This is a genomic window from Mesorhizobium sp. ORM8.1, from assembly GCF_053005525.2.
The window spans coordinates 898,229-924,184 of sequence record NZ_CM132600.1 but is presented as its reverse complement, the minus strand read 5'-3'; the positions used below and the strand labels follow the sequence as shown (position 1 = coordinate 924,184).

At 64.5% G+C, this 25,956-nt stretch carries 21 protein-coding genes; 16 read left to right on the top strand and 5 right to left on the bottom strand.

What is annotated here, in order from left to right:
• Positions 1-36: 36 nt before the first annotated feature.
• Positions 37-492: a hypothetical protein gene (locus ACVDG8_RS04790; protein WP_447253673.1), complete on the bottom strand. Its 456-nt coding sequence runs from the start codon at positions 490-492 to the stop codon at positions 37-39.
• 370 nt (positions 493-862) lie between these two features.
• Here ACVDG8_RS04790 and ACVDG8_RS04785 point away from each other — a divergent pair, with 370 nt between their 5' ends.
• Both ACVDG8_RS04785 and ACVDG8_RS04780 read left to right on the top strand, forming a co-directional pair.
• Positions 863-2,848 carry a putative bifunctional diguanylate cyclase/phosphodiesterase gene (locus ACVDG8_RS04785; RefSeq protein WP_447253672.1) on the top strand — a complete coding sequence of 662 codons (1,986 nt, stop codon included), beginning with the start codon at positions 863-865 and terminating at the stop codon, positions 2,846-2,848.
• 82 nt (positions 2,849-2,930) lie between these two features.
• Entirely contained in the window at positions 2,931-5,204 is a 2,274-nt protein-coding gene (locus ACVDG8_RS04780) for an ATP-binding cassette domain-containing protein (RefSeq protein WP_455707563.1), read from the top strand.
• A gap of 119 nt (positions 5,205-5,323) precedes the next feature.
• On the opposite strand, the gene ACVDG8_RS04775 is transcribed toward ACVDG8_RS04780, so the two are convergent.
• The 3 genes from ACVDG8_RS04775 to ACVDG8_RS04765 are packed head-to-tail and all read right to left on the bottom strand — an operon-like array spanning position 5,324 to position 9,439.
• Positions 5,324-7,621: a molybdopterin cofactor-binding domain-containing protein gene (locus ACVDG8_RS04775; protein WP_447253670.1), complete on the bottom strand. Its 2,298-nt coding sequence runs from the start codon at positions 7,619-7,621 to the stop codon at positions 5,324-5,326.
• Complete coding sequence (locus tag ACVDG8_RS04770) at positions 7,614-8,978, bottom strand: c-type cytochrome (protein WP_447253669.1); 1,365 nt, start codon at positions 8,976-8,978, stop codon at positions 7,614-7,616. Before ACVDG8_RS04770 ends, ACVDG8_RS04775 begins: the two co-directional genes overlap by 8 nt.
• Before the next feature lie 2 nt (positions 8,979-8,980).
• Entirely contained in the window at positions 8,981-9,439 is a 459-nt protein-coding gene (locus tag ACVDG8_RS04765) for a (2Fe-2S)-binding protein (RefSeq protein ID WP_447253668.1), read from the bottom strand.
• 553 nt (positions 9,440-9,992) lie between these two features.
• On the opposite strand from ACVDG8_RS04765, the gene ACVDG8_RS04760 reads away from it, so the two are divergent.
• The 9 genes from ACVDG8_RS04760 to ACVDG8_RS04720 all read left to right on the top strand — a co-directional run bounded on the left by ACVDG8_RS04760 (position 9,993) and on the right by ACVDG8_RS04720 (position 19,580).
• A complete protein-coding gene (locus ACVDG8_RS04760) occupies positions 9,993-10,310 on the top strand; it encodes a hypothetical protein (protein ID WP_447253667.1) in 318 nt (105 codons plus the stop codon).
• 289 nt (positions 10,311-10,599) lie between these two features.
• Positions 10,600-11,739 carry a transporter substrate-binding domain-containing protein gene (locus ACVDG8_RS04755; protein ID WP_447253666.1) on the top strand — a complete coding sequence of 380 codons (1,140 nt, stop codon included), beginning with the start codon at positions 10,600-10,602 and terminating at the stop codon, positions 11,737-11,739.
• Complete coding sequence (locus ACVDG8_RS04750) at positions 11,736-12,320, top strand: ANTAR domain-containing response regulator (protein WP_447253665.1); 585 nt, start codon at positions 11,736-11,738, stop codon at positions 12,318-12,320. The genes ACVDG8_RS04755 and ACVDG8_RS04750 overlap by 4 nt, the downstream gene beginning before the upstream one ends.
• A 2-nt stretch (positions 12,321-12,322) precedes the next feature.
• The gene (locus ACVDG8_RS04745; protein WP_447253664.1) at positions 12,323-13,171 is read left to right on the top strand and encodes an ABC transporter permease; all 849 of its coding nucleotides are present in this window, start codon (positions 12,323-12,325) and stop codon (positions 13,169-13,171) included.
• A gap of 2 nt (positions 13,172-13,173) precedes the next feature.
• Positions 13,174-14,094: an ABC transporter permease gene (locus ACVDG8_RS04740; protein WP_447253663.1), complete on the top strand. Its 921-nt coding sequence runs from the start codon at positions 13,174-13,176 to the stop codon at positions 14,092-14,094.
• A gap of 29 nt (positions 14,095-14,123) precedes the next feature.
• Positions 14,124-15,752, top strand: a complete 1,629-nt coding sequence (locus ACVDG8_RS04735) for an ABC transporter substrate-binding protein (RefSeq protein ID WP_455707562.1) — start codon at positions 14,124-14,126, stop codon at positions 15,750-15,752.
• A 98-nt stretch (positions 15,753-15,850) separates the two neighbouring features.
• Positions 15,851-16,795, top strand: coding sequence for an acetamidase/formamidase family protein (locus ACVDG8_RS04730; protein WP_455707561.1), 945 nt, complete (start codon positions 15,851-15,853; stop codon positions 16,793-16,795).
• Positions 16,795-18,495, top strand: coding sequence for an ABC transporter ATP-binding protein (locus ACVDG8_RS04725; RefSeq protein WP_447253661.1), 1,701 nt, complete (start codon positions 16,795-16,797; stop codon positions 18,493-18,495). Before ACVDG8_RS04730 ends, ACVDG8_RS04725 begins: the two co-directional genes overlap by 1 nt.
• A gap of 104 nt (positions 18,496-18,599) precedes the next feature.
• A complete protein-coding gene (locus tag ACVDG8_RS04720) occupies positions 18,600-19,580 on the top strand; it encodes a GlxA family transcriptional regulator (protein ID WP_447253660.1) in 981 nt (326 codons plus the stop codon).
• 141 nt (positions 19,581-19,721) lie between these two features.
• On the opposite strand, the gene ACVDG8_RS04715 is transcribed toward ACVDG8_RS04720, so the two are convergent.
• Entirely contained in the window at positions 19,722-20,441 is a 720-nt protein-coding gene (locus tag ACVDG8_RS04715; protein WP_447253659.1) for a class I SAM-dependent methyltransferase, read from the bottom strand.
• Between the two features lie 304 nt (positions 20,442-20,745).
• Between ACVDG8_RS04715 and ACVDG8_RS04710 the strand changes: the two genes are divergently transcribed.
• The 5 genes from ACVDG8_RS04710 (at position 20,746) to ACVDG8_RS04690 (ending at position 25,602) form a co-directional block, all read left to right on the top strand.
• Positions 20,746-22,104 carry a hypothetical protein gene (locus ACVDG8_RS04710; RefSeq protein ID WP_455707560.1) on the top strand — a complete coding sequence of 453 codons (1,359 nt, stop codon included), beginning with the start codon at positions 20,746-20,748 and terminating at the stop codon, positions 22,102-22,104.
• A gap of 140 nt (positions 22,105-22,244) precedes the next feature.
• Positions 22,245-23,564, top strand: coding sequence for an aspartate aminotransferase family protein (locus tag ACVDG8_RS04705; RefSeq protein WP_447253657.1), 1,320 nt, complete (start codon positions 22,245-22,247; stop codon positions 23,562-23,564).
• Between the two features lie 17 nt (positions 23,565-23,581).
• On the top strand, positions 23,582-24,754 hold the full coding sequence (locus ACVDG8_RS04700) for an NAD(P)/FAD-dependent oxidoreductase (RefSeq protein WP_447253656.1): 1,173 nt from the start codon (positions 23,582-23,584) through the stop codon (positions 24,752-24,754).
• A gap of 174 nt (positions 24,755-24,928) precedes the next feature.
• Positions 24,929-25,207: a hypothetical protein gene (locus ACVDG8_RS04695; protein WP_447253655.1), complete on the top strand. Its 279-nt coding sequence runs from the start codon at positions 24,929-24,931 to the stop codon at positions 25,205-25,207.
• 248 nt (positions 25,208-25,455) lie between these two features.
• Positions 25,456-25,602, top strand: coding sequence for a hypothetical protein (locus tag ACVDG8_RS04690; protein WP_447253654.1), 147 nt, complete (start codon positions 25,456-25,458; stop codon positions 25,600-25,602).
• The last annotated feature ends 354 nt before the right edge of the window (positions 25,603-25,956 follow it).

Genomic DNA, 25,956 nt, shown 5'->3' with positions numbered 1-25,956 from the left:
ACCTGGTTGGCGCCACCAACACGGCGTCCGCTTAGGTCATTTGTTTGTTGCCTGGCGCGGTGAACACAGGCCCTTGCCCCTGAAGGATTGCTCAAGCCGTGCGGTGCGGTCGGTGCGCTGCCGGTAGCCCGCATCGCTGTCGAGCAGATATTTGACCCGCCGTTGGTCGCGCGCCTTGGGCCTCGCTGATGAGAGCGCCTTGACGATCGGTTCAATCGCCTGGGGGTATTCGCGGCCGGCGCCGGCCCTGGAATCACGGATGACCCGTTCGACGGCCTGGTCGATAAGATCCTGGCCTTTCGCGCCAAACAGGTTCGAGACCAGCCCGGCGACATCGGTTTCCTCGACCTCATCGTCGTCATCATCAGTGGATGCGGCCAGCGGCGAACCGGGCCGATCGGCATCCGGTCGAATGTCTTTCTTCGGACGCAGGCGCCTGCTCCAACGCCAGGCAATGAATGCGAGGGCAAGTATAAATAAAAGATGCGACATGGAAACCTGATCAAATCGGAAATGTCGGACAACAAATAAAATGTTGGATCCACGCAGTGGCCCGCGTTGATGCCGGATTTCAAGATGTTGGGATCGCCGTCATTCGCTCCGGAACGCCAATGTGTCGCGCCCTGAAGCATCCCCTCCCGCAATTCGTCAAAAAAATTCTTCCCCGGACGATGCCGTCCGGGAGCTATGGATAAGCAATGTTGCATCGTTGATAAGCGAAGTCTTAAACGTCGGCCATACACATTATCGAGAGGTATTTGCCAGGCATTCGTAGGCCGCGTTGTCACGATCGCGTAAATCCACCGTAAAGCGCTGAAATCCTTAACACGATTTTCATCCCGCTCGCCTAACCACTAAGAGCATGGCGAGACACTATGAGCGGCTGGTCGCGGGCCCCGATCCCCGGGCGCAGAGCGAAGCCGTGGCCGCCGGGATTTCCCGCGACCAGCTCGCCGATCTGCGCAAGGGCATTTTCATTTCGATGCCCATCGGCACGGTGCTCTCGGCGCTGATCCTGGCCGTGCAGCTGCTTTCGGGCGGCCGCCTTGCCGCGGTGCTGTGGTTCGCCGCGATCAGCGCGATAAACGTCGCGCGCGTGGCGCTTGCAGCGGCCCAATCGGATACAGCCGACTCGACCCGGCTGGCGGTCGGCGCCCGGCTTTCGCTTTACGGCCGGCTGGCGCTGGCGTCGGGCGCTGCCTGGTCTTTCCTGGCCGTGCTGTCGGACGGCTACACCACGCCCCAGGCGCCGCTTTATCTGATCGTGCTCGCCGGCACGTCGGCCGGTTCGGTCACCTACAGCCCGTCCTACGCGCGGACTTCGATCAACTTCATTGTGCTGCCGCTTCTGATCGCCGCCGGATGCCTGGCTGCGAAAGGCGGTCTCGAAAACTATGTGCTCGCCTTCACGGTTGTGCTTTTCCTCGGCGGGATGATCAGAAGCTCGCTCATCGGGCAGGACCGCTTCCGCGAGACCAGCCGTCTCAAATACGAGGCGCGGGAATTCGCCGCCGAGATGGAGCGCAACTCCAGGCGCGATCCGCTGACCAACCTGCTCAACCGGCATGGGCTCGATCAGGCCATTGGCCAGCTCGGACTTGCCGACGGCCCGTTCGTGGCCATGCTGATCGACCTGGACGGCTTCAAATCGGTCAACGACACCTATGGCCACAACATCGGCGATGATCTGCTGGTCAAGGTTGCGCGCCGGATAGAGGACCATGCCCCACAAGGCGCGACGATCGCGCGCATCGGCGGCGACGAGTTCGTCCTGCTTTTCCCCACCGGCGGATTCCTGCATTCGACCGGCCCGCTTGCATCCGCGATCATCGCCGCCATCGCAAGTCCGGATCCGGCATTGAAATCGGTGCGTGTCGGCGCCTCGATCGGCATCTATGTATCGGAAAAGCCGCGATTGACCGAGATGCTGCTGAGGGCCGATTTCGCGCTCTATGCGGCCAAGCGCAGCGGCAGGAACGAATACTGCCTGTTCGATGCCGAGCTCGACCAGGCGCTCGAGCGCAAGCAGTGCATCGAGCGCGACCTGCGCGGCGCCATCGAGGCCGGCGCGCTCTGCTCCTGGTTCCAGCCCGTGATGCGGCTGGACACCAGTGCGGTGGTCGGCTTCGAAGCGCTGCTGCGCTGGCAGCATGACGTCCACGGGCCGATTTCCCCACCCGAGATCGTCACAGCAGCGCGCGAAACTGGCCTGCTGTCGCTGCTGACCGAGACCGTGTTCCTCAATTGCTGCTCGATGATCGCGGCGTTGGTAAAGAAGGGGCGTCATGATGTCCGGGTGGCGATGAACCTGTCGCCGCGTGAGCTCGAGGCAGGCAATGTCGACGACATGATCCTGGACGGCCTGAAGGCGAGAGGCGTGCCCGCCGCCATGCTCGAGATAGAGATCACGGAAGAAGCACCGGTCGACCGCGACCGCGTCGACGAAAAGGTCGGCCGCCTGGCGGATGCCGACATTTCGATCGTGCTCGACGATTTCGGCACCGGCTTTTCGACGCTGGTGTCGCTGAAGGACAGCCGCATCCGCAAGATCAAGATCGACAAGGATTTCGTGCGCGACCTTGCGAAGTCGGTCGAGGACCAGGCGCTCGTCGAGGCGGTCATCGGCCTCGGGCGCACGCTCGGCATCGAGGTGATGGCCGAGGGCGTCGAGACCGACGCCGACCGCATGATCCTGCGCTCGCTGGGTTGCACGATCGCGCAAGGCTTCCTCTTCTCGGCGGCACTTCCGATCGCCGATGCGCTTGCCTTCAGCGTGGCCGGCAATTCCGTCGCCGCCGAAACGCTCTTCGACCCGGCACGCAATCGCCAAAGCGGCAACGCTGCCTGATCTTTCCCTCCGCTGGGCGATCGGTGCCAGTCGACATCGTTCAACCGAGCGGAATGACGGCGGTTCCTGTTGGGCGGCCATGATGAAACCTTTGATTTCGAGCCCGTTGTCAGGGCGCATGTCCGAGGCGAAACCCAAACCGAAGTCGGCCGGTGGCGCCAGGTCAGGTGGCGCTGAGAAGCCGCGGCGAGCAAAGCCGCGTCGCAAGACGTTGCACCGGGATGCGCCTGAATCGAAAGCTTCAAGTCAAAAGGCTGCCGGCCAAAAAGCGTCGGACCAGGCGAAATCGGATACCAAGCTTCCGCTCGAAAGCAAAACCTCTGGAAACGGCACATCGCCTGACCAAAGGTCTGTCGGCGCCAAGCCGGCGCTGGACAACGGGCTGCCCGAGAACACGCAGTCGGAGCAGAAGCCAAAACCGCGCCGCAAGAAGGCGCCGGCCGTCGAGGCAGCAGCCGATCCAAACACTCAGGAAGCGCCGCCGCCCGATCCGATCGAGCCCGATCGACAACAGTCGCGCGAGGAGGCCGAAAAGGCGCGCAAGAAATACCTACTGAGACGCTTCTGGATCACCGGACGCGGCTACTGGGGCAGGCATGGCGACAAGTTCGCCTGGCTGCTGACGATCGGGCTTCTGGTCATGATCGGCGTCAATGTCGGTTTCCAGTACGGCATCAATCGATGGAACCGCGCCATCTTCGACGCCATCGAAAGGCGTGACGCCCATACCGTCTATGTGCTGAGCGCCGTCTTCCTGCCGCTGGTCGCCTGCAGCATCAGCCTTGTGGTGGCGCAGGTCTATATGCGCATGACCATGCAGCGGCGCTGGCGCTCCTGGCTGACCACATCGGTCATCGCGCGCTGGCTCGACCACGGCCGCTACTACCAGCTCAACCTCGTCAAGGGCGACCATGCCAACCCGGAAGCCCGCATTTCGGAGGATCTGCGCGTCGCCACCGAATCGCCCGTCGATTTCATCGCCGGCGTCATTGCCGCCTTCCTGTCGGCCTCGACCTTTATCGTCGTCTTGTGGACCATCGGCGGCTCGCTGAGCTTTACGCTTGGCGGTTCGACCATTACCGTGCCTGGCTTCCTCGTCGTCACCGCCATCATCTATGCAGGGATCACCTCGACCTCGATGTTCGCGATCGGCCGCCGTTTCGTGCAGCTCTCAGAGGACAAGAACCAGTCGGAAGCCGAATTCCGCTACGTGCTGACGCGGGTGCGCGAAAACGGCGAGAGCATTGCGTTGTTAGGCGGCGAGGAGGAGGAGAATGCCGGCATCGACCGGACCTTCGGTGGCGTGCTGCAGCGCTGGGCGAGCCTCACCGGCCAGTACATGCGCACCGCGCTGGTCTCGCAGGGATCCAGCCTGTTCGCGCCTGTCGTTCCGGTGCTTTTGTGCGCGCCAAAATTCCTCGACGGTTCGATGACGCTCGGCCAGGTCATGCAGGCCGCGTCCGCCTTCGCCATCGTGCAGGGCGCTTTCGGTTGGCTGGTCGACAATTATCCGCGATTGGCCGACTGGAATGCCTCGGCGCATCGTATCGCCTCGCTGATGATGTCGCTCGATGGGCTGGAGCGGGCCGAGCAATCGCAGGAGCTCGGCCGCATCAAGCATGGCGAGACCAAGGGCAGCGCGATACTTGTCCTCGACGATCTCTCCGTCACACTCGACGACGGCACCTCGGTGGTCAAGGAAACCGAGGTGGTGATCGAACCCGGCGAGCGCGTGCTGGTTTCGGGCGAATCCGGCACCGGTAAGTCGACATTGGTGCGCGCCATCGCCGGACTGTGGCCATGGGGCAGCGGCAGCGTCAATTTCCATCCTGAACGGCGGTTATTCATGCTGCCGCAACGCCCCTACATCCCGTCCGGCACGCTGCGTCGCGCCACCGCCTATCCCGCTCCGGCCAAAAACTGGAAAGCGGCCGAGATCAAGGCCGCGCTGGACAAGGTCGGCCTCGGTTATCTGAAAACCCGGCTTGGGGAGGCAGCGCCCTGGGACCAGACGCTGTCGGGTGGCGAAAAGCAGCGCCTGGCCTTCGCGCGCCTGCTGCTGCACGCCCCCGACATCGTCGTGCTGGACGAGGCGACCTCGGCGCTGGACGAGAAGAGCCAGGACCAGATGATGGCGACGGTGATCGGCGAACTGCCCAAGGTCACCGTCATCAGCGTCGCGCACCGCGCCGAGCTCGAAGTGTTTCACACGCGCAAGATCACGCTGGAAAGGCAGAAGGGCGGGGCGCAACTGGTCAGCGACATCGAGCTTGCGCCGCGCAAGAAGAAGCGCAGCCTGCTGCAGCGCGCGCTGTGGGGCTCAGGCTCAGGGCCGGAAGAACGGCGCGGGAAGTAGGTTCGGAGGCGTGCATCGGGCGAGCGTTTCACCGTTTCACGGAAACGGCGAAGCGCTCTAACTCTTTGTTTTTGTGCAATTCCTGGCGGAAAACCGCTCACACTTTTCCTGGAATCGCTCTAAACCGCCAGCGAATAGCCGAGGTCGCGCAGCGGCAGGCGTCGCACACGTTCGCCGGTGGCGGCGAAGATCGCGTTGCCGAGCGCCGGCGCCAGCGCCGGGAAGGCGGGTTCGCCCATGCCGGTCGGCGGATTGTCCGACTGGATGAAATAGGCATCGATGGTCATTGGCGCGAACGGCATGCGCAGGATCGGATAGGCGTTGTAATTCTGCTCCTCTATGCGGCCGTTCTCGATGGTGATCTTGAGGCCCATCGCCGTCGACAGCGCGTCGGTCGACGCGCCTTGCGCCTGCGCTTCGGAGCCGGCCATGTCGATGATCGGGCCTACATCGAGAACCACCACGATGCGGGCGATCTTGATCCGCTTGTCGGCGTCGACGCTGAGCTCGACGGCTTGTGCGACGTGACCGGCATGCGAATAGCACCAGGCGAACCCCAGGCCGCTGCCCCTGGGCAGCGTCTTGTCCCAGCCGGCCTTGTCGGCGCACAGCTTGATGACATCGGTCGCCCGGCCAGGGCTGAAATTGACGCTCTTGTCCTTGGCCACGAGTTCGGGCACGTCACGGTTCACCGCGTCGATCAGGAACTCGACATGGTCGCGCCCCGAAGCGAGCGACAATTCGTGCATGAAGCTCTGCGCGGCGAAGACCTGCGCATTGTCGCCCGGCGCGCGCCAGGCGCCGGTCGGGATTTTCAGCGGGAACATCGTCTTGCCGCGGCGCAGATTGGGCGCCTTGATCGAGTATCGGAGATTGTCGGTGAGGTTTGCGCCCGAGGCTTCCTTCTTGCCGTCGGCGGTGAAGGTGATGAAATGCTCCTGCCAGGCGTCGAGCCGGCCGTTCTTGTCGACCGCGCCCTTGAACTGGTGGTAGCCGGCGGGCCGGTAGAAGTCGTGCGCGAAATCGTCCTCGCGGCTCCATTGCAGCTTGACCGGCGCGTTGACCTTGAGCGCGATGGCCGCCGCCTCGCAGGCATAGTCGTTGACCAGCCGCCGCCCAAAACCGCCGCCGACGCGGGTCTGATGCATCACGACTTTCTCGGGTGCGACGCCGGCAACCTTGCCGATCAGCGGCAGGCCGCGATCGGGCTGCTGCGTCGGCACCCACAGCTCCATGATCCCGTCATGCCAGTGCGCGGTGGTGTTCATCGGCTCCAGTGGCACATGGGCGGCGAAGGGATATTCGTAATAGGCCTCGATGGTCTTGGCGGCATTGGCGAAGGCCTTGTCGACGTCGCCGACATTGTCATCAGGCTTTTGCGGGAAATTCATAGCGATCTTCCTCGCATCGGCCGAGAAGCGTGTGGAAGAATCCTTCGAGGCTTCGCTGAGATCCCAGTCGACCCGGAGCTTGTCCCGGGCCTGGAAGGCGCTCCACGTGTCCCTGGCGATGATGGCGACGCCCGGCATCACCTCGACCGCCAGGCCCGTGCCCTCGACGGCGAAGGCATCGAGCACGCCAGGCCCGGCCTTGATCTCGTCGGCGTTGAAGGATTTCACCTTGCCGCCCGCCGCGGGGCATTTGGTGTAGGTGGCATAGACCATGCCGGGACGCTGGACATCGATGCCGAACAGCGGCTGGCCGCTGACCACCTTGGGATCGTCGACGCCGCGATAGCGCTTACCGATTAGGCGGTATTGCGCGCGGGTCTTCAGCTTCAGGCTCTTGGGGTCGGGCACAGGCATTTTCGCGGCCGCCGCGGCAAGCGAGCCATAGGTGGCGGAACGGCCGCTGGCGGTGTGGGTCAGCACCGAATCCTGCGCGGTGATCTGCGATGGATCGACCGCCCACGCTTGCGCGGCGGCGGCAACCAGCATCGCCTTGGCGCCGGCGCCGGCCTGGCGCAATTGGTTCCAGGCGCGCGGGATCGACGTCGAGCCGCCCGCGCCCTGGCTGCCATAGACTTTCGGATTGATGTCGGCCTGTTCCATCACGACGTGCGTCCAGTCGGCATCGAGCTCGTCGGCGATGATAACGCCGAACGACGTCTTGATGCCCTGTCCGATCTCCGGGCATTTCGAATAGATGGTGATCGTGTTATCGGGCGCGATGCGGATGAAAGCGTTCATCGCCTGGTCTTTGGCATCGGCGGCATTGCCGCTGGCGGGCTCGGCCGCGAAGGCGGTGTCGCCGAGGTGGAAGCCCAGCACCAGCCCCGCCACGCCCGCGCCGGTCAGCTTGAAGAAGGCGCGGCGTCCCATCGTCATCGCCGTGTTCGCCGCCACCGAATGGACCTCGTTGAGCAGCGCTGAGAGATAGACGTCGGACTGAGCGAAACTGGTTTGGGTGTCAGCCATTGGGAGCGTCCTTCGATTGCTGCGCCGCCTGCTCGCGCAGGCCAGCCACATCCTTGGCCGTCAGATGCGCGCCCTTGGCGCCGAAGCGTGCGGTGACGTAGTTGGCAACGGCGGCGATGTCGTCGTTCGAATAACCCTCGCCGAAGGCCGGCATGAATATTTTGCCGTCCGCCGTGGTGCGGCTGACGCCGTTGATGACCGTCTGCGCCACATTGGTGGCGCTGGGATCGTTCACCGCGCGCACGCCCGTCAGCGTGGCAAAGCCGGTGACCGGGCTGACGCCCGTCCAGTCGTGGCAGGAGGCGCAAGCGCCGGCGAAAATCTTTTCGCCGCGTATATTGGCGTCGGCCACGACGCCTTGCTTGTAGGAAGCCGGTGCTGCTGTCGTGACGGTGCGCGGCAGGTCGCTGGCATGGGCCGGCACGCTGCGCAGATAGGCGACCAGCGCATGGGTGTCGTCCGGCACCAGGTAACTCAGGCTATCGTCTGCGGCTTCGCCCATCGGCCCGGCGGCGCCGCCATGGCCATTGGCATGACCGGTCGAGAGATAGGCGTAAAGGTCTTCGTCGCTCCAGTCGCCGAGGCCCGAAACCTTGTCGCTTGAAATGTTGTAGGCGCGCCAGCCGGCGGTGAGCGCGCCGGCGAATTTGCCGTGATTGTCGAGCCCAAAGGCAAGGTTGCGCGGCGTGTGGCACTCGCCGCAATGGCCCATGGCTTCGGCCAGATACGCGCCCCGGTTCCATTGCGGGCTCTGGCCGGTGTTGGGGCGAAAGCGCTCGTCGCGATTGAACGCCACATTCCACAGCGCAATCAGGCTGCGCTGGTTGAACGGCCAGGACAATTGGTTCGGCTTTGCCGGCGCGTTAACCGGCTTGAGCGTGAACAAATAAGCCTTGATCGCCAGCGCGTCGGCGTCGGTCATCAGGCTGTAGGAGGCGTAGGGCATGGCCGGATAGAGCTTTGCACCATCGGCGCGAATGCCACGGTGCACCGCCGCCAGGAACTCGGCGTCGTTGTAGCTGCCGATACCGGTCTCTTTGTCCGGCGTGATGTTGGTGGAATAGATCGTGCCGAACGGCATGTTGAAGGCGAAGCCGCCGGCGAACGGCGCGCCGCCCGGCGCGGTGTGGCAGGCCTGGCAGTCGGCGGCATGGGTGAGATACTCGCCGCGCTTCACGAGATCGGCGCTGGCAAGCTGAGGAGGCACGCCGGCCACGGTCCCGCCATTATAGTCGGCCAGCGCCACGGTCGAGCCGCCGGCGAACGCAAGCGGATTGCGGCCAAGCAAAAGCCAGCCCGCGAAGCCCAGCGCGGCAACCACAACGACTGCAACGAGGATGCCGATCGCTTTTCTCATGGTCAGGCCGATTTGGCGGCGGCGTTCTTGATGGCGCGACGGATGCGGATATAGGTCCCGCAGCGGCACAGGTTGCCGGCCATCGCCGCATCGATGTCGGCATCGTCGGGCTCGGGGTTGGTATCGAGCAGCGCCGTCGCCGACATGATCTGCCCGGCCTGGCAATAGCCGCATTGCGGCACGGCGATCTCCATCCAGGCCTGCTGCAACTTGGCGCCGTTCGGCGTGCGGCCGATCCCTTCAATGGTGACGACCGCGCGCGTGCCGACATCGCCGACGGTCAATTGGCAAGACCGCACCGGCTTGCCGGCGACATGCACGGTGCAGACGCCGCATTGCGCGACGCCGCAGCCATATTTGGTGCCGACCAGGTTGAGATGGTCACGCAACACCCACAAAAGCGGCATGTCCTCCGGCACGTCGACGTCGCGCGATTGCCCGTTGACGGTAAGGGTGAGCATTCGAGCCTCCCTGGCTGGCGATGGAATCCGCGCGGAGACGGGGCTTGCTTGGGAGAAGGGTAGGGGATGACCACGCCCTGGGTAGGGTTCGTCGGATCACATTTAGGGGATTGGGCAGCGAAATTGGGTAGTGTCTCAGTTTGAAATTTGCGCCAACGCCTAATTCGGTTGGCTGACTTGTGCAAACGCCCATATGGTTAGCGCAAAGCATAGGAGGTTTGCGTGTCATATACCGTCCAGACATGCCCAGACGACGTTGAGAGGTTAAAAACGCTTCTCCACAGCTTGGGCGAAGAGGGCAGTCGGATCATCAACGTTATCTGGCAGCCCAAGCGGGATATTCCGACAGAAATTGGCCCCATCACGTCGCCGTCTGGCTACGTCATCGTTTTGGAATACCCACGCTAATGCCCACCGACCTAAAGGCCAGAAGCGCCCCGCCGACGTGATCGGCAATGCCGTCTGCGTCATGCGCATTGCTACAGGCAAGGACGCCGACTACGTGATTGACGACGGGCAAGCGCGGTCCTTACAAAAAGCGGAGTGAGGAAATTTGAAGTACGAGTGGGCGAGCAATCCTCATCTGTTTATTCCAGTAACTTTCTTCTTTGTGGTCGCGTTCCTGAGCGCCGCAGCCATCATCATTGCAATGTTGAGCATTTTTTTGCGGACCGATTCTTATGGATCGATTGATGAGCAGAATCTTCCATGGAGTGAACGATGGGGAAAGCGAGATACACGTCGGTATGCTGACTTTTGGTCGCCTCGTTTCCTAACCGCGCGCCGAGTGATCGCGTATGGCGCCCTTGTCTTTATCTGCAGTTTCGGTGGGCTCGCACTTATTACCGCCGTCTTCGGCCATCCATCCTGATCAAATTTCAAACTGAGACACTATCCGGAATTGACTGCGATTCACAACGCCGCCACGGCAAGGGTAGGCTTCGTTGCTTCCCGAAAGCGGACACCCCACCAGCCGCTGAGTACGCATGATTCAAGCGTCTGGCCGTTGACAAGCGTGCGCTCGCTCGTGTTCTATTTCGCAAGCGCACATTTTTCCGCGTAACACATCGCGTCCGGCAAGGCCGGACAAGGGCAGCATGGCCCCACCGCGTCTCATCGAGCATGGGGTGCGTGTGGGGCCTTTGTTTTTTGAGGTCCGGGTGAAGATTTTCAGGGTCGGTATCCTCTATTCGACCACCGGTCCCTACGGGGCGATCGGCCGCGACTGCCGCGCCGGCGCCGAATTCGCCATCGAGGAACTCGAGAAAGCCGGCAGCCCGGTGCGCATCGAGCCGGTCTTCGGCGATCCCGCCGGGCAGCCGGAGCGCTACCTCGATCTGATCCGCACCATGCTGCGCGACGAAGGTTGCCGCAATGTGATCGGCACCATCACCTCGCTGTCGCGCAAGGACGTCATCCCGCTGGTCGAGAAATATGACGGGCTGCTCTGGTACATCTGCCCCTATGAAGGTTTCGAGGCCAACGAGAACGTCATCTACACCGGCGCCTGTCCCAACCAGCATCTGATACCGCTGTTCGACTATATGCTGCCCCGCCACGGCAAGCGCGTCTATCTCGCCGGCGCCAATTACGTCTGGGGCTGGGAGATGAACCGGCTGGCGCGCGAGCTTCTGCTGCGCGCCGGCGGCGAGGTGCTGGGCGAGCGCTGTCTGCCGATCGAGGAGACCGATGTCGGCCTGCTGATCGCCGATCTGGAGCGTCACCGGCCGGATTTCATCCTCAACAACATGATCGGCCCTTCGAGCTATGCCTTCCTTGCCGCCGTCAAGCGGTTGGCCGAGCGCGATCCCGCCTTCGCGCCGGAACGCTGCCCGGTGCTGAGCTGCGACCTGACGGAATGCGAGCTGGGCGAGATCGAGCCGGGCGTGGCCGTCGGCCAGCTCTCGACGGCTTCCTATTTCGAAAGCCTGGCGTCGCGCGAAAACCACGCCTTCAAGCAACGCGTCGCTGCCCGCTTCGGCGGTGAGCGGCGCGTCTCCAGCTTCTTCGCCGGCGCCTACGCCGCCGTAATACTTTTCGCCGAGGCGGTTTCGGAGGCCGGCCGCGACGATCCGGCCAGCGTGCGCGGCTTCCTGCATGCCCGGCCGCGGCAGACCGTGCTCGGGACGCTGGCTATCGATCCGCGCACCAATCATGCCGCCTTGCCCTTCCATCTCGGCCGCATCAATGAGCGCTCCGGCTTCGACATCATCGCCTCGCATGGCGCCATCGCCGCCGACCCGTATCTCGTCGGCACGCTGCCCATCCAGCACGCCCCGCATCTGAGGGTGGTGCAATGACGCGGACGCCGAATTTCGTTTCCTGGCGCGCCGCGATCCTGCATCGCGCCGACGACAACATCGAGCGCCTGAAGCGACAGCTCGAACGTCTGGGCGTCACCGCCCTGGTGCAGTGGAAGCCACTCGATCTTGCCGAGACGCCGGCCGATATCGTCCTCGTCGACGCCGACCAGGGCTGGGACGACCTGTTGCCATGGGATGGCGACGACGCGCCCGTTCCTGTGGTAGCACTGCTTGGTTCCGAAGCGCCGGGCCGCATCGCCTGGGCGCTGGCAAAGGGCGCCGGGGCGATCATGGCAAAGCCGGTCGTCGCCTCCTCGGTCTACCCGGCGCTGGTGCTCGCCACACATGCCCACCACGAACGCACGGCGGTGCGGGCGCGCATCGCCGGCCTCGAGGAGCGTCTGCGGCTGCGGCCGATCGTCTATGACGCGATGCGCTCCATTGTGGCCGCGCAGGGCACGGACGAGGCCGGCGCCTATCGCATCCTGTGTCACCTCGCCATGCAGCGCCGGCTCACCGTCGAGCACGTCGCTGCGGCAATCGTCGCCGGGCACGAGCCCGTGCCGCGGGCGATGTAAGCATGCGGGTCCTGCGCGAACTTGTCAGACGGCCTTCCGCCCTGTTCGGGCTGATCGTGGTTGCGATCGTTCTGCTTGCGGCGCTCTTCGCGCCATGGATCGTGCACTTCTCGCCGGACAACCAGCTCACCGACGGCCTGTCGCTCGAAGGCGCGCCGCTGCCGCCGGGCGGCGAGCATCTGTTCGGCACCGACACGCTCGGCCGCGACCTCTTCTCCCGCGTGCTGTTCGGCGCCCGCACGTCGCTCATCATCGGTCTCGTCGCCAATGGCGTCGCCGTCGCGATCGGCCTCCTGGTCGGGCTGCTCGCCGGCTATCTGCGCGGCGCAATCGGCAATCTCTTGATGCGTTTCACCGACCTGATGATGGCGTTCCCAGCGCTGCTGCTTGCAATCGCGCTCGCGGCGCTGCTCAAACCCAGCCTGTGGATCGTCGCCATGGTGATTGCCCTGGTGAACTGGGTGCAGGTCGCCCGCATCGTCTACACCGAAACGCGGGGCCTGGTGGAGCGCGACTTCATCGTCGCCGAGCGCTCGCTCGGCGCCGGCAACAGCCGCATCATCTTTCTGCACATCCTGCCGCATCTGATGCCGACGGCGATCGTCTGGGGCACGCTCGGCATCGCCACCACGGTGCTGCTCGAGGCGACCTTGTCCTTCCTCGGCATCGGCGTGCAGCCGCCGCAGCCCTCCTGGGGCAACATCATCTTCGAAAGCCAGAGCTATTTCCAGGATGCGCCCTGGCTGGTGTTCATCCCCGGCGCGATCATCCTCGCCACGGCGTTGTCGTTCAATTTGATCGGCGACGCCTTGCGCGACATCCTCGACCCGACCCAGCGCGGGAGGCTGTGACGATGGCCGTGTTCCTTGCCCGCCGTCTCGTCCAGGCCGTGCTGATCCTGCTCGGCGTCGCGGCCATCACCTTCCTTTTGCTCTATTACCTGCCGGCCGACCCCGCCGTGCTGATTGCCGGGCGCTCCGCGACACCGCAGATGGTGGCCGCCATCCGCCACGAGCTCGGCCTCGACCAGCCCTTGGTCATGCAGTTCCTGCATTATGTCGGCTCCTTGCTGCATGGCGATCTCGGCCGCTCCTATACGCAGAAGACGCAAGTACTGCCGCTGATCCTGGCGCGCCTGCCGGCGACGCTGATGCTGATGGCCGCCGGCATCGTCGTCGAGGTCGCGCTTGGCCTGACCTTCGGCATCATCGCCGCGGTCTGGCGCGGCGGCTTCGTCGACCGCTCGATCATGATGCTGTCCTTCGTCGGCGTCTCGTCGCCGCAATTCGTCGTCGCGCTGCTGCTATTGTACGTCTTTGCCGCCACGCTCGGCTGGTTCCCGATGTCCGGCTTCGGCACGGCGCGCCATGTCGTGCTGCCGGCGCTGACGCTCGGCGTGCTCGGCGCCGGATGGTACGCGCGCATGGTGCGCTCGGCGATGATCGAAGTGCTGCGCCAGGACTATGTGCGCACCGCCCATGCCAAGGGCCTCAGCGGCCGCCGCGTGGTGCTCAGCCATGCGCTGCCCAACGCGCTTTTGCCGATTATCGCCATGGTCGGCATCGACATCGGCCAGTTCATGAGCGGGGTGGTTGTGGTCGAGGCCGTCTATGGCTGGCCCGGCATCGGCCAGCTCGCCTGGCAGGCCATCCAGCAGGTCGACGTGCCGATCATCATGGGTGTCACCCTGGTCTCGGCGCTGGCCATTGTGCTCGGCAATCTGCTCGCCGACTTCGTTGCGCCCTTCGTCGACCCGCGCATCCGCAGCCAATAACCAACAAGACCAACAGAGGAGTGAACTCAATGAACAAATTCGCCAAAAGAATAGGCCTGGCGGCCTTGCTCGCCACCTCGGCCCTGGTGCCGGCCAAGCTTGCCTTTGCCGACACGCCGACCAATGGCGGCGACATCATCGTCACCTACAAGGACGACATCGCCACGCTCGACCCGGCCGTCGGCTATGACTGGCAGAACTGGTCGATGATCAACGCGCTGTTTTCGCGCCTGGTCGACTACAAGCCCGGCACAACGGAACTCGGGCCGGCGCTTGCCGACAGCTACGACGTCTCCGATGACGGCAAGATCTACACCTTCAAGCTGCATCCCGGCGTCAAGTTCACCAATGGCCGCGAGGTGACGGCGGCGGACGTGAAATGGTCGATCGAGCGCGCGGTCAATCCGAAGACGCAAGGCCCTGGCGCCGGCTTCTTCCACTCGATCGTCGGCGCCGACAAGATGACCGCCGGCACCGTCGACACGTTGGACGGCATCACCGCGGTCGACGACCACACGGTCAAGTTCACCCTGTCGCAGCCCGACGCCACCTTCCTCAACGTGCTGGCGCTGAACTTTGCTTCCGTCGTGCCGAAGGAGGCCGTGGAAGCCGCCAATGGCGACTTCGGCAAGCACCCGGTCGGCAGCGGCGCCTTCACGCTCAAGGAATGGACGATCGGCCAGCGCCTCGTCTTCCAGAAGAACCCCGACTATTTCGTCAAGGACCGGCCGCATGTCGATAGCTTCACCGTCGAGGTCGGCCAGGAGCCGCTGGTGGCGCTGCTGCGCCTGCAGAAGGGCGAGGTCGACATCGCCGGCGACGGCATCCCGCCGGCGAAATACCTGGAGATGAAAAAGTCGGCCGAGTTCGAGGGCATGATCGTCGATCGCCAGCAGCTCGAGACCAGCTATGTCACCTTGAACACCCAGGTAAAACCCTTCGACAACGCCAAGGTGCGGCAGGCCGTCAACATGGCCATCAACAAGGACCGCATCGTGCGCATCATCAACGGCCGCGCCACGCCGGCCAGCCAGGTGCTGCCGCCGCTGATGCCGGGCTTCGACCAGAACTACAAGGGCTACGCCTACGATCCCGAAAAGGCCAAGGCGCTGCTCGCCGAAGCCGGGTTGAAGGACGGTTTCTCGACGCAGATCTACACCTCCAACACCGACCCGCAGCCGCGCATCACCCAGGCGATCCAGCAGGACCTGGCGGCGATCGGCGTCAAGGCCGAGATCAAGGCGGTGGCCAACCCGAATGTACTTGCCGCCGGCGGCACGCAGGGGCAGGCGCCGATGGTCTGGTCGGGCGGTCTCGGTTGGATCGCCGACTTCCCGGATCCGTCCGACTTCTACGGGCCGATCCTGGGCTGCGGCAGCGCCGTTGCCGGCGGCTGGAACTGGTCGTGGTACTGCAACAAGGACATCGACGCCCGCGGCCAGGCGGCCGACGCCATGCCGGTGCCGGCCAAGGCCGAGGAACGCAACAAGGCCTGGGCGCAGATCTTCACCGACATCCAGACCAATGACGCACCCTGGATCCCGGTGTTCAACGAGCGCCGCGTGGTGGCCAAGTCCAAGCGCATGGGCGGGCCGGACGAGATCTACATCGATCCCACCCGCGTCATCGATTACGAAGCGATCTACGTCAACAAATAGACCGCTCCCCGGCGGCGCGCGTTCAGCCGCCGCCGGGACCTTTCCATGATGCCGCCTGAACGGGAGAGGCGGCTTGCCCAAGACAACGAGAAAAAACCATGTGCGTGAAGTGCGACTACACCATCCACCGCGCCAGTCATCATTTCGGCTGGAACCGCGATTTCGAGCCGGCGCTGACGGCCAAGCCGGGCTCGACCATCCATTTCGAGTGCCTCGATTCCGGTGGCGGGCAGTTCAACGCCAGCTCCACGGTCGAAGACGTCAGGGCGATGGATTTCGGCAAGGTCAATCCGGTGACCGGACCGGTCTATGTCGAGGGGGCAAAGCCAGGCGATGCGCTGAAGATCACGCTGCGCCATTTCGAACCGTCGGGCCTCGGCTGGACCGCCAACATTCCGGGCTTCGGCCTGCTTGCCGACCAGTTCGAGGAGCCGGCCCTGCACATCTGGAAATATGATGCCGCCGCGATGACGCCGGCGCTCTATGGCCCTGGCGGGCGCGTGCCGCTGAAGCCCTTCGCCGGCACGATCGGCGTCGCACCTGCCGAACCCGGCCTGCATTCGGTGGTGCCGCCGCGCCGTGTCGGCGGTAATCTCGACATCCGCGACCTTTCCGCCGGCACCACGCTTTATCTGCCCGTCGAGGTCGAAGGCGCGCTGTTTTCGATCGGCGACACCCACGCCGCCCAGGGCGACGGCGAGGTCTGCGGCACCGCCATCGAGAGCCGCATGGATGTCGAGGCGACGATCGATCTCGTCAAGGACGCGCGGCTGCAAAGCCCTCGCTTCACAACGCCGGGGCCGGTGACCCGCCATCTCGACGCCGCCGGCTACGAGGCCACCACCGGCATCGGGCCGGACCTGATGACCGCGGCGCGCGAAAGCGTCATGCGCATGGTCGACCTGCTGGCCGCCGACCATGGGCTGAAGCCCGTCGACGCCTATATGCTCTGCTCGGTCTGCGGCGACCTGCGCATCAGCGAGATCGTCGACATGCCGAACTGGGTGGTCTCGTTCTATTTCCCAAGAATCGTCTTCAATTGATGCCGGAGGTTTCCAGAGGCGAGCAAAATGCCGTCCTGACCGTCGACAATCTGTCGGTGGACGCGCTGACGCCCGAGGGCGCCCGGCGCGTCATCGACGGCATCAGCTTTGCATTGGCGCCGGGCGAGACATTGTGCATCGCCGGCGAGTCCGGCTCGGGCAAGTCGGTGACGGCGCTTTCGATCATGCGGCTGTTGCCGCGCACCTCGCTGCGCATCGCCGGCGGCGACATCAGGCTCGACCGGCAGAGCCTGCCGCGCCTGTCCGAGCGGGCCATGCGCGACGTGCGCGGCGGCGAGATCGCCATGATCTTCCAGGAGCCGATGACGTCGCTCAACCCTGTACACTCGATCGGCGCGCAGTTGACCGAGGCGATCCGGACGCATCAGGGCGCGGAAGGCGCCAGCGTCGAAAATCGCGCCCGCGCCATGCTCGACGTTGTCCACATCAACGATCCGGCGCGGCGCATGAACCAATATCCGCACGAGCTCTCCGGCGGCATGCGCCAGCGCGTCATGATCGCCATGGCGCTGTCGTGCCGCCCCAAAGTGCTTCTCGCCGATGAGCCGACGACGGCGCTCGACGTGACGGTCCAGGCGCAGATCCTGAAACTGATGCGCGAGCTGAAGCAGGAATTCGGCACCGCCATCATCCTCATCACCCACGACATGGGCGTTGTCGCCGAGATGGCCGACCGGGTGGCCGTCATGCGCGACGGACGCATCGTCGAGGCAGGCTCCGTGCTCGATATTTTCGAGCGGCCGCAAGCCGACTATACGCGCGAACTGCTCGCCGCCGTGCCGCGCCTCGGCGCATTCGCGGCGACGGATACGCCGCCGAGGGTCACCGCCTCCGCACGGCCGCCCGCGCCGGATGGCGCCGCCCCGGTGCTGTCGGTCAAGAACCTTGTCGTCGATTACGGCGCATCCTCCAGCCTTTTTAGCCGCCGCGCCGCAGAAGCGCCGGCGGTGCAGGACGTCTCCTTCGACATCATGCCGGGCCAGACGCTGGGCCTCGTCGGCGAAAGCGGCTCCGGTAAATCGACCACCGGCAAGGCCGTGCTCGGCCTTGTCCCGTTCACCGGTGCGGTGACCATCGGCGGCACGGCCATCCAGGGCCTCTCCGCCGCCGCGATGCGGCCGGTGCGGCGGGCCGCCCAGATGATCTTCCAGGACCCTTACGCCTCGCTCGACCCGCGCATGACGGTGGGTGCTGCCATCGCCGAGCCGCTTGTCATCCATGGCATCGGCGCCAGGAGCGACCGGGCCGAACGGGTGGCGTCGCTTTTAGGGCGCGTCGGGCTCGCCGCCGACCACGCCTCGCGCTATCCGCACGAGTTTTCCGGTGGCCAGCGCCAGCGCATCTGCATCGCCCGGGCGCTGGCGCTCGAACCGAAGCTGATCGTCGCCGACGAGAGCGTCGCCGCGCTCGACGTGTCGGTGCGGGCGCGCGTGCTCGACTTGATGCTGGAGCTGCAGGAGACGCTCGGGCTTTCCTATCTGTTCATCTCGCACGACATGGCCGTGGTCGAGCGCATGAGCCATCATGTCGCCGTGATGCGCGCCGGCCGGATCGTCGAGGCCGGTCCGCGCCGTACGGTGCTGTCGTCACCGCGCGAGGCCTATACGCGCGAATTGATCGCCGCCGTGCCTATTCCAGACCCACGCGTCGCAAAGCCAGGACGGGCAGGCCTCGCCTGACATTGCGTTGTTCATCTCCGACGTCATGCGCCTTTCGCTGACACGCTCCCGTGCCAAACCATCCGCGATAATGCACCCACCACAACTTGACGGGCGGCTCCGACATGGCCAGGCGGTTTGCGTTTCTCCTCGTGCGCGACTTCACGCTGTCGCCGTTGTCGCTGTTCATCGATACGCTCAGACTGGCCGGCGACGAGGGCGACCGCAGCCGCAGGATCGAGTTTGACTGGGATGTCGTGGGCGAGCGCGGCCTGCCGATCCGGGCGAGCTGCGGCGTCGAGCTGTTGCCGACCAAGGCGATCGGCAACCCCGAGGATTTCGACAACATCGTCGTGGTCGGCGGCCTGCTCGACACCAACCGCGCCTTGAGCTCCGAGAAGGAGGCGTTCCTGTTGCGCGCCGCGGAAAAGGGCGTGCCGCTGACCGCGCTCTGCACCGGCAGCTTCACGCTGGCGCGCTATGGCCTGCTCGATGGCTACAGCGCCGCCGTCAGTTGGTTCCACATCAAGGATTTCCGCAACCGGTTTCCCGAGGTGAACGCCCACGCCGACAGCCTCTACACGGTCGACCGCGGCCGCGCCACCTGCGCGGGTGGCACCGGCGCTGCCGACCTTGCCGGCTATTTCGTCTCGCAATTCATCGGCAGCAAGGCGGCCGAGAAGGCCGCCAAGATCCTCGTGCTCGACCGCATCAGGAGCAGCCGCGATGTCCAGCCCGTCGGCGATCTCTTTCCCGCGGCCGCCAGCCGCGCGGTGAAGCGGGCGCTCCTCTTGATGGAAAGCAATCTGCAGGAGACGCTGCCGGTCACTGAAATCGCCAGCCGCCTCAACGCTTCGCGCCGCCAGCTCGAGCGCCTGTTCGGCGCCGAGCTCGGCATCGGCCCGATGGCGGCCTATCTGGCGCTCAGGGTCCATCACGCCAAGTCGCTGCTCGAAGGCAGCGACCTGCAGGTCGGCGACATCGCCTATCGATGCGGCTTCACCAATGCCGGCCATTTCAGCCGCGTCTTCCGCCAGCAGACCGGCATCACGCCGACGCATCTGCGGCACCCGAGCCGCGGCTCTAACGGCGCGGCGAAAGGGTAGCCAGCTGGGGCGGAGCCGGGCGGAGAGATTGCCAGGCCTAATGCATGTCGCGCAGAAGTGTGCAGCGGTTTTGCGGCAACGACATGCATAAAAATAAGGACCTAAAGCGCGTCGCGTGAATCCGTTTCAGCGCGACGCGCTTTAGGCCGAGAAGCTGAACAGTCGGAACAGGTCCGAGGTCGATCGATAGTGTTCTCGCATCCGGGCAAATCCGGCCCGATGGCCAAGCTCCCGCCAATCAGACACCGCTTCCGGATAATCCATGCTGTGCACATGGGTGGTGAGCAGCAGCCATTCGAGGCCGCTGAATGCCGAAAAGTGTTTCCGCTGCCGATCCCAGCGTTTCATCCAGCCAGCCCGGTCCTCCGCTCTCCTGCAGGTGTTTTCGTAGACCAGAAGCGTGCCTGACTGACCGGCCAGTCGCCGCAGGTGATGCATGGCTTCCAGCTTCCGCTCGAACGGCAGGTGGTGCAGCGACAAGCCGATCCAGGCGACGTCGATCGGTGCCTCGCAGGCGCTCAACCATTCGACGAAGTTGCCGCGCCGCAATTCGCTTGGGCAAGGCAACGCGGCAATATTGACGGCGGCGTCGTCGAGAGCCGGCTGCGACAGGTCGATGCCGATATAGCTGCCGACCGGCAGGTCTGCCAGGGCGGCGGCGCTGAAGGAGGCGTCGCCGCAGGCGATGTCCAGGAACGAGAAGTCCGGCCGCTGATGCCGCAGAAGCTGACGCAGTGCAGCGTAGGCTTCGCGGTGATTGAGGTAATTGTTGTCCACGACCTTGCGGTATATCCCCCACATGTCCTGGAACAGGCGGGCGGAGGAATTCGCGGTGACTTCGTTCCTGATGATGGCAGTCATGATCGCTCCTCCTGGTTAAGTGCGATCACAGTGGAACCCAGGCCGCTAAAAGTAGCGAAGGGTGCCTCTAAAACTTCCGAAATCTTCCAAAATGTTGCTCATTGTATTAGCGTTCGATGATGAGGGAGCAGCGATATATGTTCGGTCCCTTCCTGCTCGATGCGGGAGCGGGCGTGCTTTACCGGCGTGGCGTGCCGATCTCCGTCGGCTATCGCGCCATGCTGCTTCTGGAGTGCCTGTTGCGCTCCGCCGGAACCGTCGTTGGCAAGGACGAACTTCTCGATGCCGCCTGGAAGGGGTGGCTGTGGAGGAAGGCAACCTTTCGGTGCAGATCGCCGGCCTGCGTAAGGTGCTGGGCGAAGGACCCGAGGGTTCGCATTCCATCGTTTCGGTGGCGCGCGTCGGCTATCGACTGGTTGGCGATGTACAGCCGCAGGCAAGCGAGGCGCGAAACGGCGCGGTCGATCCTGAGGATGGGCCGTCCATCGCGGTGACCCGCTTTCGCGCGATTGGCGATGATCCCGACAAGGCTTACTTCGCCGACGGTTTGTCGGAGGACATCATCACCGGCCTGTCGCGGCTGCGCGGCCTGCACGTGCGCGACCGCAGTGCTTCCTTCGCCTATGATCCGCAGCATGTCGAGCTCGATCGCCTGCGCCGCGAGTTGAAGGTGCGTTACGTGCTGCAGGGCAGCGTGCGCCAATCCGGCCGCGCCTTGCGCATCACCGCGAGTTTGAGCGATGCCAGCGCGGGCACGCAAGTGTGGGCCGAGCGCTTCGACATCGAGTCCGGCGACTTCCTGGCGCTCCAGGACCAGATCACGCACAAGGTTATGGCCTCGATCGAGCCCCAGCTTTATGAAGCCGAACGGCTGCGCCTGCACAGCCGGCCGGCCGAGAGCCTCGATGCATGGGGCTTCGTCATGAAGGCGATGCCGCATGTCTGGACGTGGGGATCGCAGAAAGACCTCGACATAGCCGAGGGCCTGCTGGCCAGGGCGCTCGACATCGATCCCGACTATGCGCGCGCCAACAGCCTGCTTGCCTGGACCACCGGCGCCCGCGCTGCGCTTGGTCTGACGCCGGAACCCCGCGATCTGCTGGCCTCCGCGCTGGCGCGGGCGCAAGCCGCCGTCGTCCGTGACCAGGACGATCCATGGGCGCATCTGTCGGCCGGCTACGTTCATATGGTGTCGCGCAATTTTCGCCCAGCCGTGGACGAATTGCTGGAAGCGATCGACCGCAATCCGAGCCTGTCGCTCGCGCATTGCATCCTGGGCTCGACCTATGGCTATGGCGACATGGCCGAGGACGGCCTTCATCATCTCGGGATTGCCGCGCGCCTCAGCCCGCGCGATTTCACCCAGGCAGCGATCTTCTCGACGATGGGGATCTGCCACTTCACCGCCGGGCGGTTCGACGTGGCGGCCGACCTGGAGCGCCGGGCGATACAACTGCGGCCAGCCTTTGGAACGGCTTGGCGCACCTATGCCGCGACCGCGGCGCTCGCCGGCGACACCGCCACGGCCGCCATGGCGCTGGGAGAGGCTCGGCGCTTGCAGCCGAACCTGACGGTCGCCTGGATTGAAGAGCATCATCCGATAGTCAAGCCGGAGAAGCGCGCGCTTTACATCAGCGGCCTTCGCATTGCCGGGCTGTCATAGCGCGCGCCGACGGGGCAGGACGCCGTGGTCGCCTCGCATGCCTCGCCTGGCCGATTGCGCCGGTGCGGAAACCAACCGTAGCATCCGAACAAGCGGTGTTGCCGCCGCTGTCTCAACACTCACATCCGACTGGAAAATTCATGCCGCATTATCCCGACGCCATGCCCGGATCGAAAAGCCTCTTCGAGCGCGCCAGGAAGGTGATGCCGGGCGGCAACACGCGGACTACGGTCTTTGTCGACCCGTTCCCGATCTACGCGGCGCGCGGCGAAGGCTGCCGCGTCTGGGATGTCGACGGCAATGTCTATTACGACTGCATCAACAATTTCACCTCGATGATCCATGGCCACACGCATCCCGATGTCGCGGCGGCGGTGGTCGAGCAATTGCCGTTCGGTACCGCCTTCGGCGCGCCGACGCTGAGCGAGATCGAGCTTGCCGAGCTTCTGGTCGGTCGCCTGCCATCCGTCGATCAGATCCGCTTCACCAATTCCGGCACCGAAGGCGTGATGATGGCGATCAAGGCAGCGCGCGCCTTCACCGGGCGGCCGAAGATCGTCAAGATCGAGGGCGCCTACCACGGATCCTACGATTTTGCTGAAGTTAGCCTGGACTCCTCGCCCGCCAATTGGGGCGATCTGCCGAAATCGACCGCCTACTCCAGGGGCACGCCGCGCGGCGTGCTGGACGATGTCATCGCCGTGCCCTTCAACGACATCGAGGTTCTGCGCGCGATCTTTGCCGCGCAGGGCGAGACCATCGCGGGCGTTTTGATCGACCCGATGCCCAACCACGCAGGGCTCATTCCGGCGCGGCGTGATTATCTCGACGCCATGGTCGAGATCGCCCATGCGGCGGGCAGCCTGGTCATCTTCGACGAAGTCATCTCGTTTCGCCTCGGATGGTCGGGCGCGCAAGGCTTGTGGGGCATCGCGCCCGACCTGACTGCGCTCGGCAAGATCATCGGCGGCGGCTTTCCGGTGGGCGCGGTCGGCGGACGCGCCGATATCATGGCGGTGTTCGATCCGACCGCCGGCAAGCCCGCGCTTCCGCATGGCGGCACATTCACCGCCAACCCGGTGACGATGCGCGCCGGGCTTGCCGCGATGCGCGCGCTGACGATAGAAAGCTTTGCCCACCTCGACCGTCTCGGCGCCTTGTTGCGCGAGGGCATCGCCGCCTCATTCGAGAGGCATGGCCTTGCCGGCCAATGCGTGGGCCTTGGTTCGCTGTTCAAGGTCCATTTCACCTCGCACCCGGCAACGGATTACCGGTCCGTCTATCCCGGCCAAGCCGAGCGCAGGAAGCTCGATGCCTTCCACAAGGGCCTGCTCGGTCGCGGGGTACTCGCCGCCAGCTACGGCCTGTTCGCGCTGTCGACGCCGATGACCGAGGCGGATGCCGGCGCCATTCTTCAGGCGATCGACGAGACCCTGGGCGAGATCGGCGCGCAGTCCTGATTGGGGTGGACGACAAAATGACAGCTTCTCCGCATGTCGTGGTGATCGGCGCCGGCACGTTGGGCATGTGCACGGCGCTGAACCTGGTCGAGCAGGGCGCGCGCGTGACCGTGCTCGAGGCCCAGTCGATCGCTTCGGGCTCGAGCGGCAGGTCGGTCGGCGTTGTCGGATCGCAATTGACCGATCCGTTCGAGATCGCGTTGCGCGTGCACTCGCTGCGCCGCTTCCGTCAGTGGGAAGGCGAGGGGCTGCGCTTCAACCATATCGGTTATCTCAGGCTGGCGCGCACATCGGCGCAGATGGCGCTTTTTGAGCGATCGGTCGAAATCCAGCACGAGGCGGGTTTGAGGTCGCGCCTGATCCGCGCCAACGAACTCAGGGAATTCGTTCCGCACATCAATCCTGATGGCCTCGAAGGTGGGCTGTTCGGGCCCGACGATGGTTTCCTCGACCCTCACGAAATGTGCAATTTGCTGGCGGGGATGGTTCGCGCCAAGGGCGGCGCTATCAGCCAGTACCGCAAGGTGCTTGGCGTACAACGGCCACGGGGCGGCTACAGGCTGCAGACCAATGGCGGTCCGGTCGATCGCAAGCGACGACTGATCGATTGCGATGTGGTGGTCAATGCGGCTGGTGCCTGGGCGCCGCAGGTGGCCGAACTTTTCGGCCAGCGCCTGCACATCTGGCCCGAGCGCCATGAGGCGATCGTCATCCATCTGGACGAGCCGCTCGCCTACACGATGCCGATGGTGATGGATCTGGTGAACGGCGAAGGCAGCGGCCTCAATTTCCGCCATGAAAAGCCAGGCGAGCTGATCGCCGAGGTCCATAAGGTCGATGCGATCGCGCCGGAGGACCCGGACAATTACAACGACCAGTGCGAGGAGCGGTCGAAGGTCGATCTGGCTGAGTTGCTGCTCGAACGCTTGCCCGATCTGCCGGGCGCGCGGCTCGGCCGGGGCTGGGCTGGCCTTTATCCCGTCACCGCGGATCATCGCCCGTTCGTCGGACCGATCGATGCGTCGGAGCCGTCGCTGATCACGGCCGCCGGCGCCGGCGGCTACGGCATCCAGCTCGCCCCGGTGATCGGGCAGATCGCGGCCGACTGGGTTCTTCAGGGCGCGCCGGTTTCAGTGCCCGGTGCGCGGAGCCTGGCGCCGTCGGCTGAGCGAAACAGACCCGGCCGCTGACGACTAAAACCCGACCGTTCCCGTTAACCATCGATTAACTATCCGGTCGCTTTTAATAGCGTTCTGGAGGATACTGATTTTGGTCGCGATCAAGCGCGGCCGGGAAAAGAAGCGGCGGGAAACGTCGCGGTCTGCCGGGGAGGCGCCCCAGCATCTTTGATCAGGAGCGCCGCAATGAAAATCGAAGAAGCAGTCACTGCAGCGACGGCGGAGTCGGGTGCACTTCTGTCCTGTCTTGGCCAGCCTGTCGTCGCTTATCACGTCACCGCCATCATGCGCGAACCCGACAAAAACCATGCGCGGCAAATGCAGCTCGCCTTGATGCAGCGAAGCATCGAGGCCCTGGTCGACGATGGGCTGGACGACAGCGAGGCCGAACACTGCGTCTCCCAGTTCAGCGGTCGTCTCGGCTCGACCTGGGATCTGCTGCACATGTCCGACACGGCGCATTGATCTCGGCGGCGTCCGGCCGGGGCGCAGCCATCGGCTGATGATCCGACCGCAACGCCCGGCAAGGCGATGCCAAAAAAGTCGACTAACATATGTGGCTGTTTGCCTCGAAAGATGGGCGTATGCCCGCGGATGGCGGGGAGAGTCGCAATTGGAATTCTTCGATCGGCTGGAAGCGTTGATCGAGGCCGGCGGCGCGGATGCGGCGGCCGAGGCGCGCATCTTGATGCGGCACGCTGAAGGCCGGTCGCGTGCTAACCGTCGAGGCCGTCGACGATTTCCTCATCGACCTGATGACCATGGGCTTTCTGGCCGAGGCTGGCCTGGAAGCCTTCCAGCATCCGGCGCGGCGGCTGGCACGTGCCAGGCTGTCGAGGCTGAGGCTGCTGCTGGCCTGATGCAGACGGCCTGCGGCAAGACAAACGAGCCAAAGAATATCGACCCTGGCCTTCTGTCCTACCCGGAGCGTCCGCCGCCGATGCTAGATTATGGCGATGACCTTCCCCTTCGCATCAAGCCGGCACAGAACTTTTGCCTGGCGCAATTGGATAGCGCCTTTGCGCACGTAATTTATTCGTACCTCGATCGGTGCCTCCAGACCGGCTTGGCGTTGTCGCATCCGACCCGCGCTGACCGTGGATACGCTTGTAGCGCCTAACGGCGTCGCGGCAGACACGATCGCCGCGCGGCAGGCGCTCACGACTTTCAACGGCGTACCTGGTCTCGCTTTAAGCGACACCATTGGCGCAAAG

What these genes read in the sequence shown, in the direction of transcription:
- ACVDG8_RS04790 (WP_447253673.1), bottom strand. Translation starts at nt 492, where the DNA reads ATGTCGCATCTTTTATTTATACTTGCCCTCGCATTCATTGCCTGGCGT.
- ACVDG8_RS04785 (WP_447253672.1), top strand. Translation starts at nt 863, where the DNA reads ATGGCGAGACACTATGAGCGGCTGGTCGCGGGCCCCGATCCCCGGGCG.
- ACVDG8_RS04780 (WP_455707563.1), top strand. Translation starts at nt 2,931, where the DNA reads ATGAAACCTTTGATTTCGAGCCCGTTGTCAGGGCGCATGTCCGAGGCG.
- ACVDG8_RS04775 (WP_447253670.1), bottom strand. Translation starts at nt 7,621, where the DNA reads ATGGCTGACACCCAAACCAGTTTCGCTCAGTCCGACGTCTATCTCTCA.
- ACVDG8_RS04770 (WP_447253669.1), bottom strand. Translation starts at nt 8,978, where the DNA reads ATGAGAAAAGCGATCGGCATCCTCGTTGCAGTCGTTGTGGTTGCCGCG.
- ACVDG8_RS04765 (WP_447253668.1), bottom strand. Translation starts at nt 9,439, where the DNA reads ATGCTCACCCTTACCGTCAACGGGCAATCGCGCGACGTCGACGTGCCG.
- ACVDG8_RS04750 (WP_447253665.1), top strand. Translation starts at nt 11,736, where the DNA reads ATGACGCGGACGCCGAATTTCGTTTCCTGGCGCGCCGCGATCCTGCAT.
- ACVDG8_RS04745 (WP_447253664.1), top strand. Translation starts at nt 12,323, where the DNA reads ATGCGGGTCCTGCGCGAACTTGTCAGACGGCCTTCCGCCCTGTTCGGG.
- ACVDG8_RS04740 (WP_447253663.1), top strand. Translation starts at nt 13,174, where the DNA reads ATGGCCGTGTTCCTTGCCCGCCGTCTCGTCCAGGCCGTGCTGATCCTG.
- ACVDG8_RS04735 (WP_455707562.1), top strand. Translation starts at nt 14,124, where the DNA reads ATGAACAAATTCGCCAAAAGAATAGGCCTGGCGGCCTTGCTCGCCACC.
- ACVDG8_RS04730 (WP_455707561.1), top strand. Translation starts at nt 15,851, where the DNA reads ATGTGCGTGAAGTGCGACTACACCATCCACCGCGCCAGTCATCATTTC.
- ACVDG8_RS04725 (WP_447253661.1), top strand. Translation starts at nt 16,795, where the DNA reads ATGCCGGAGGTTTCCAGAGGCGAGCAAAATGCCGTCCTGACCGTCGAC.
- ACVDG8_RS04720 (WP_447253660.1), top strand. Translation starts at nt 18,600, where the DNA reads ATGGCCAGGCGGTTTGCGTTTCTCCTCGTGCGCGACTTCACGCTGTCG.
- ACVDG8_RS04715 (WP_447253659.1), bottom strand. Translation starts at nt 20,441, where the DNA reads ATGACTGCCATCATCAGGAACGAAGTCACCGCGAATTCCTCCGCCCGC.
- ACVDG8_RS04705 (WP_447253657.1), top strand. Translation starts at nt 22,245, where the DNA reads ATGCCGCATTATCCCGACGCCATGCCCGGATCGAAAAGCCTCTTCGAG.
- ACVDG8_RS04700 (WP_447253656.1), top strand. Translation starts at nt 23,582, where the DNA reads ATGACAGCTTCTCCGCATGTCGTGGTGATCGGCGCCGGCACGTTGGGC.
- ACVDG8_RS04695 (WP_447253655.1), top strand. Translation starts at nt 24,929, where the DNA reads ATGAAAATCGAAGAAGCAGTCACTGCAGCGACGGCGGAGTCGGGTGCA.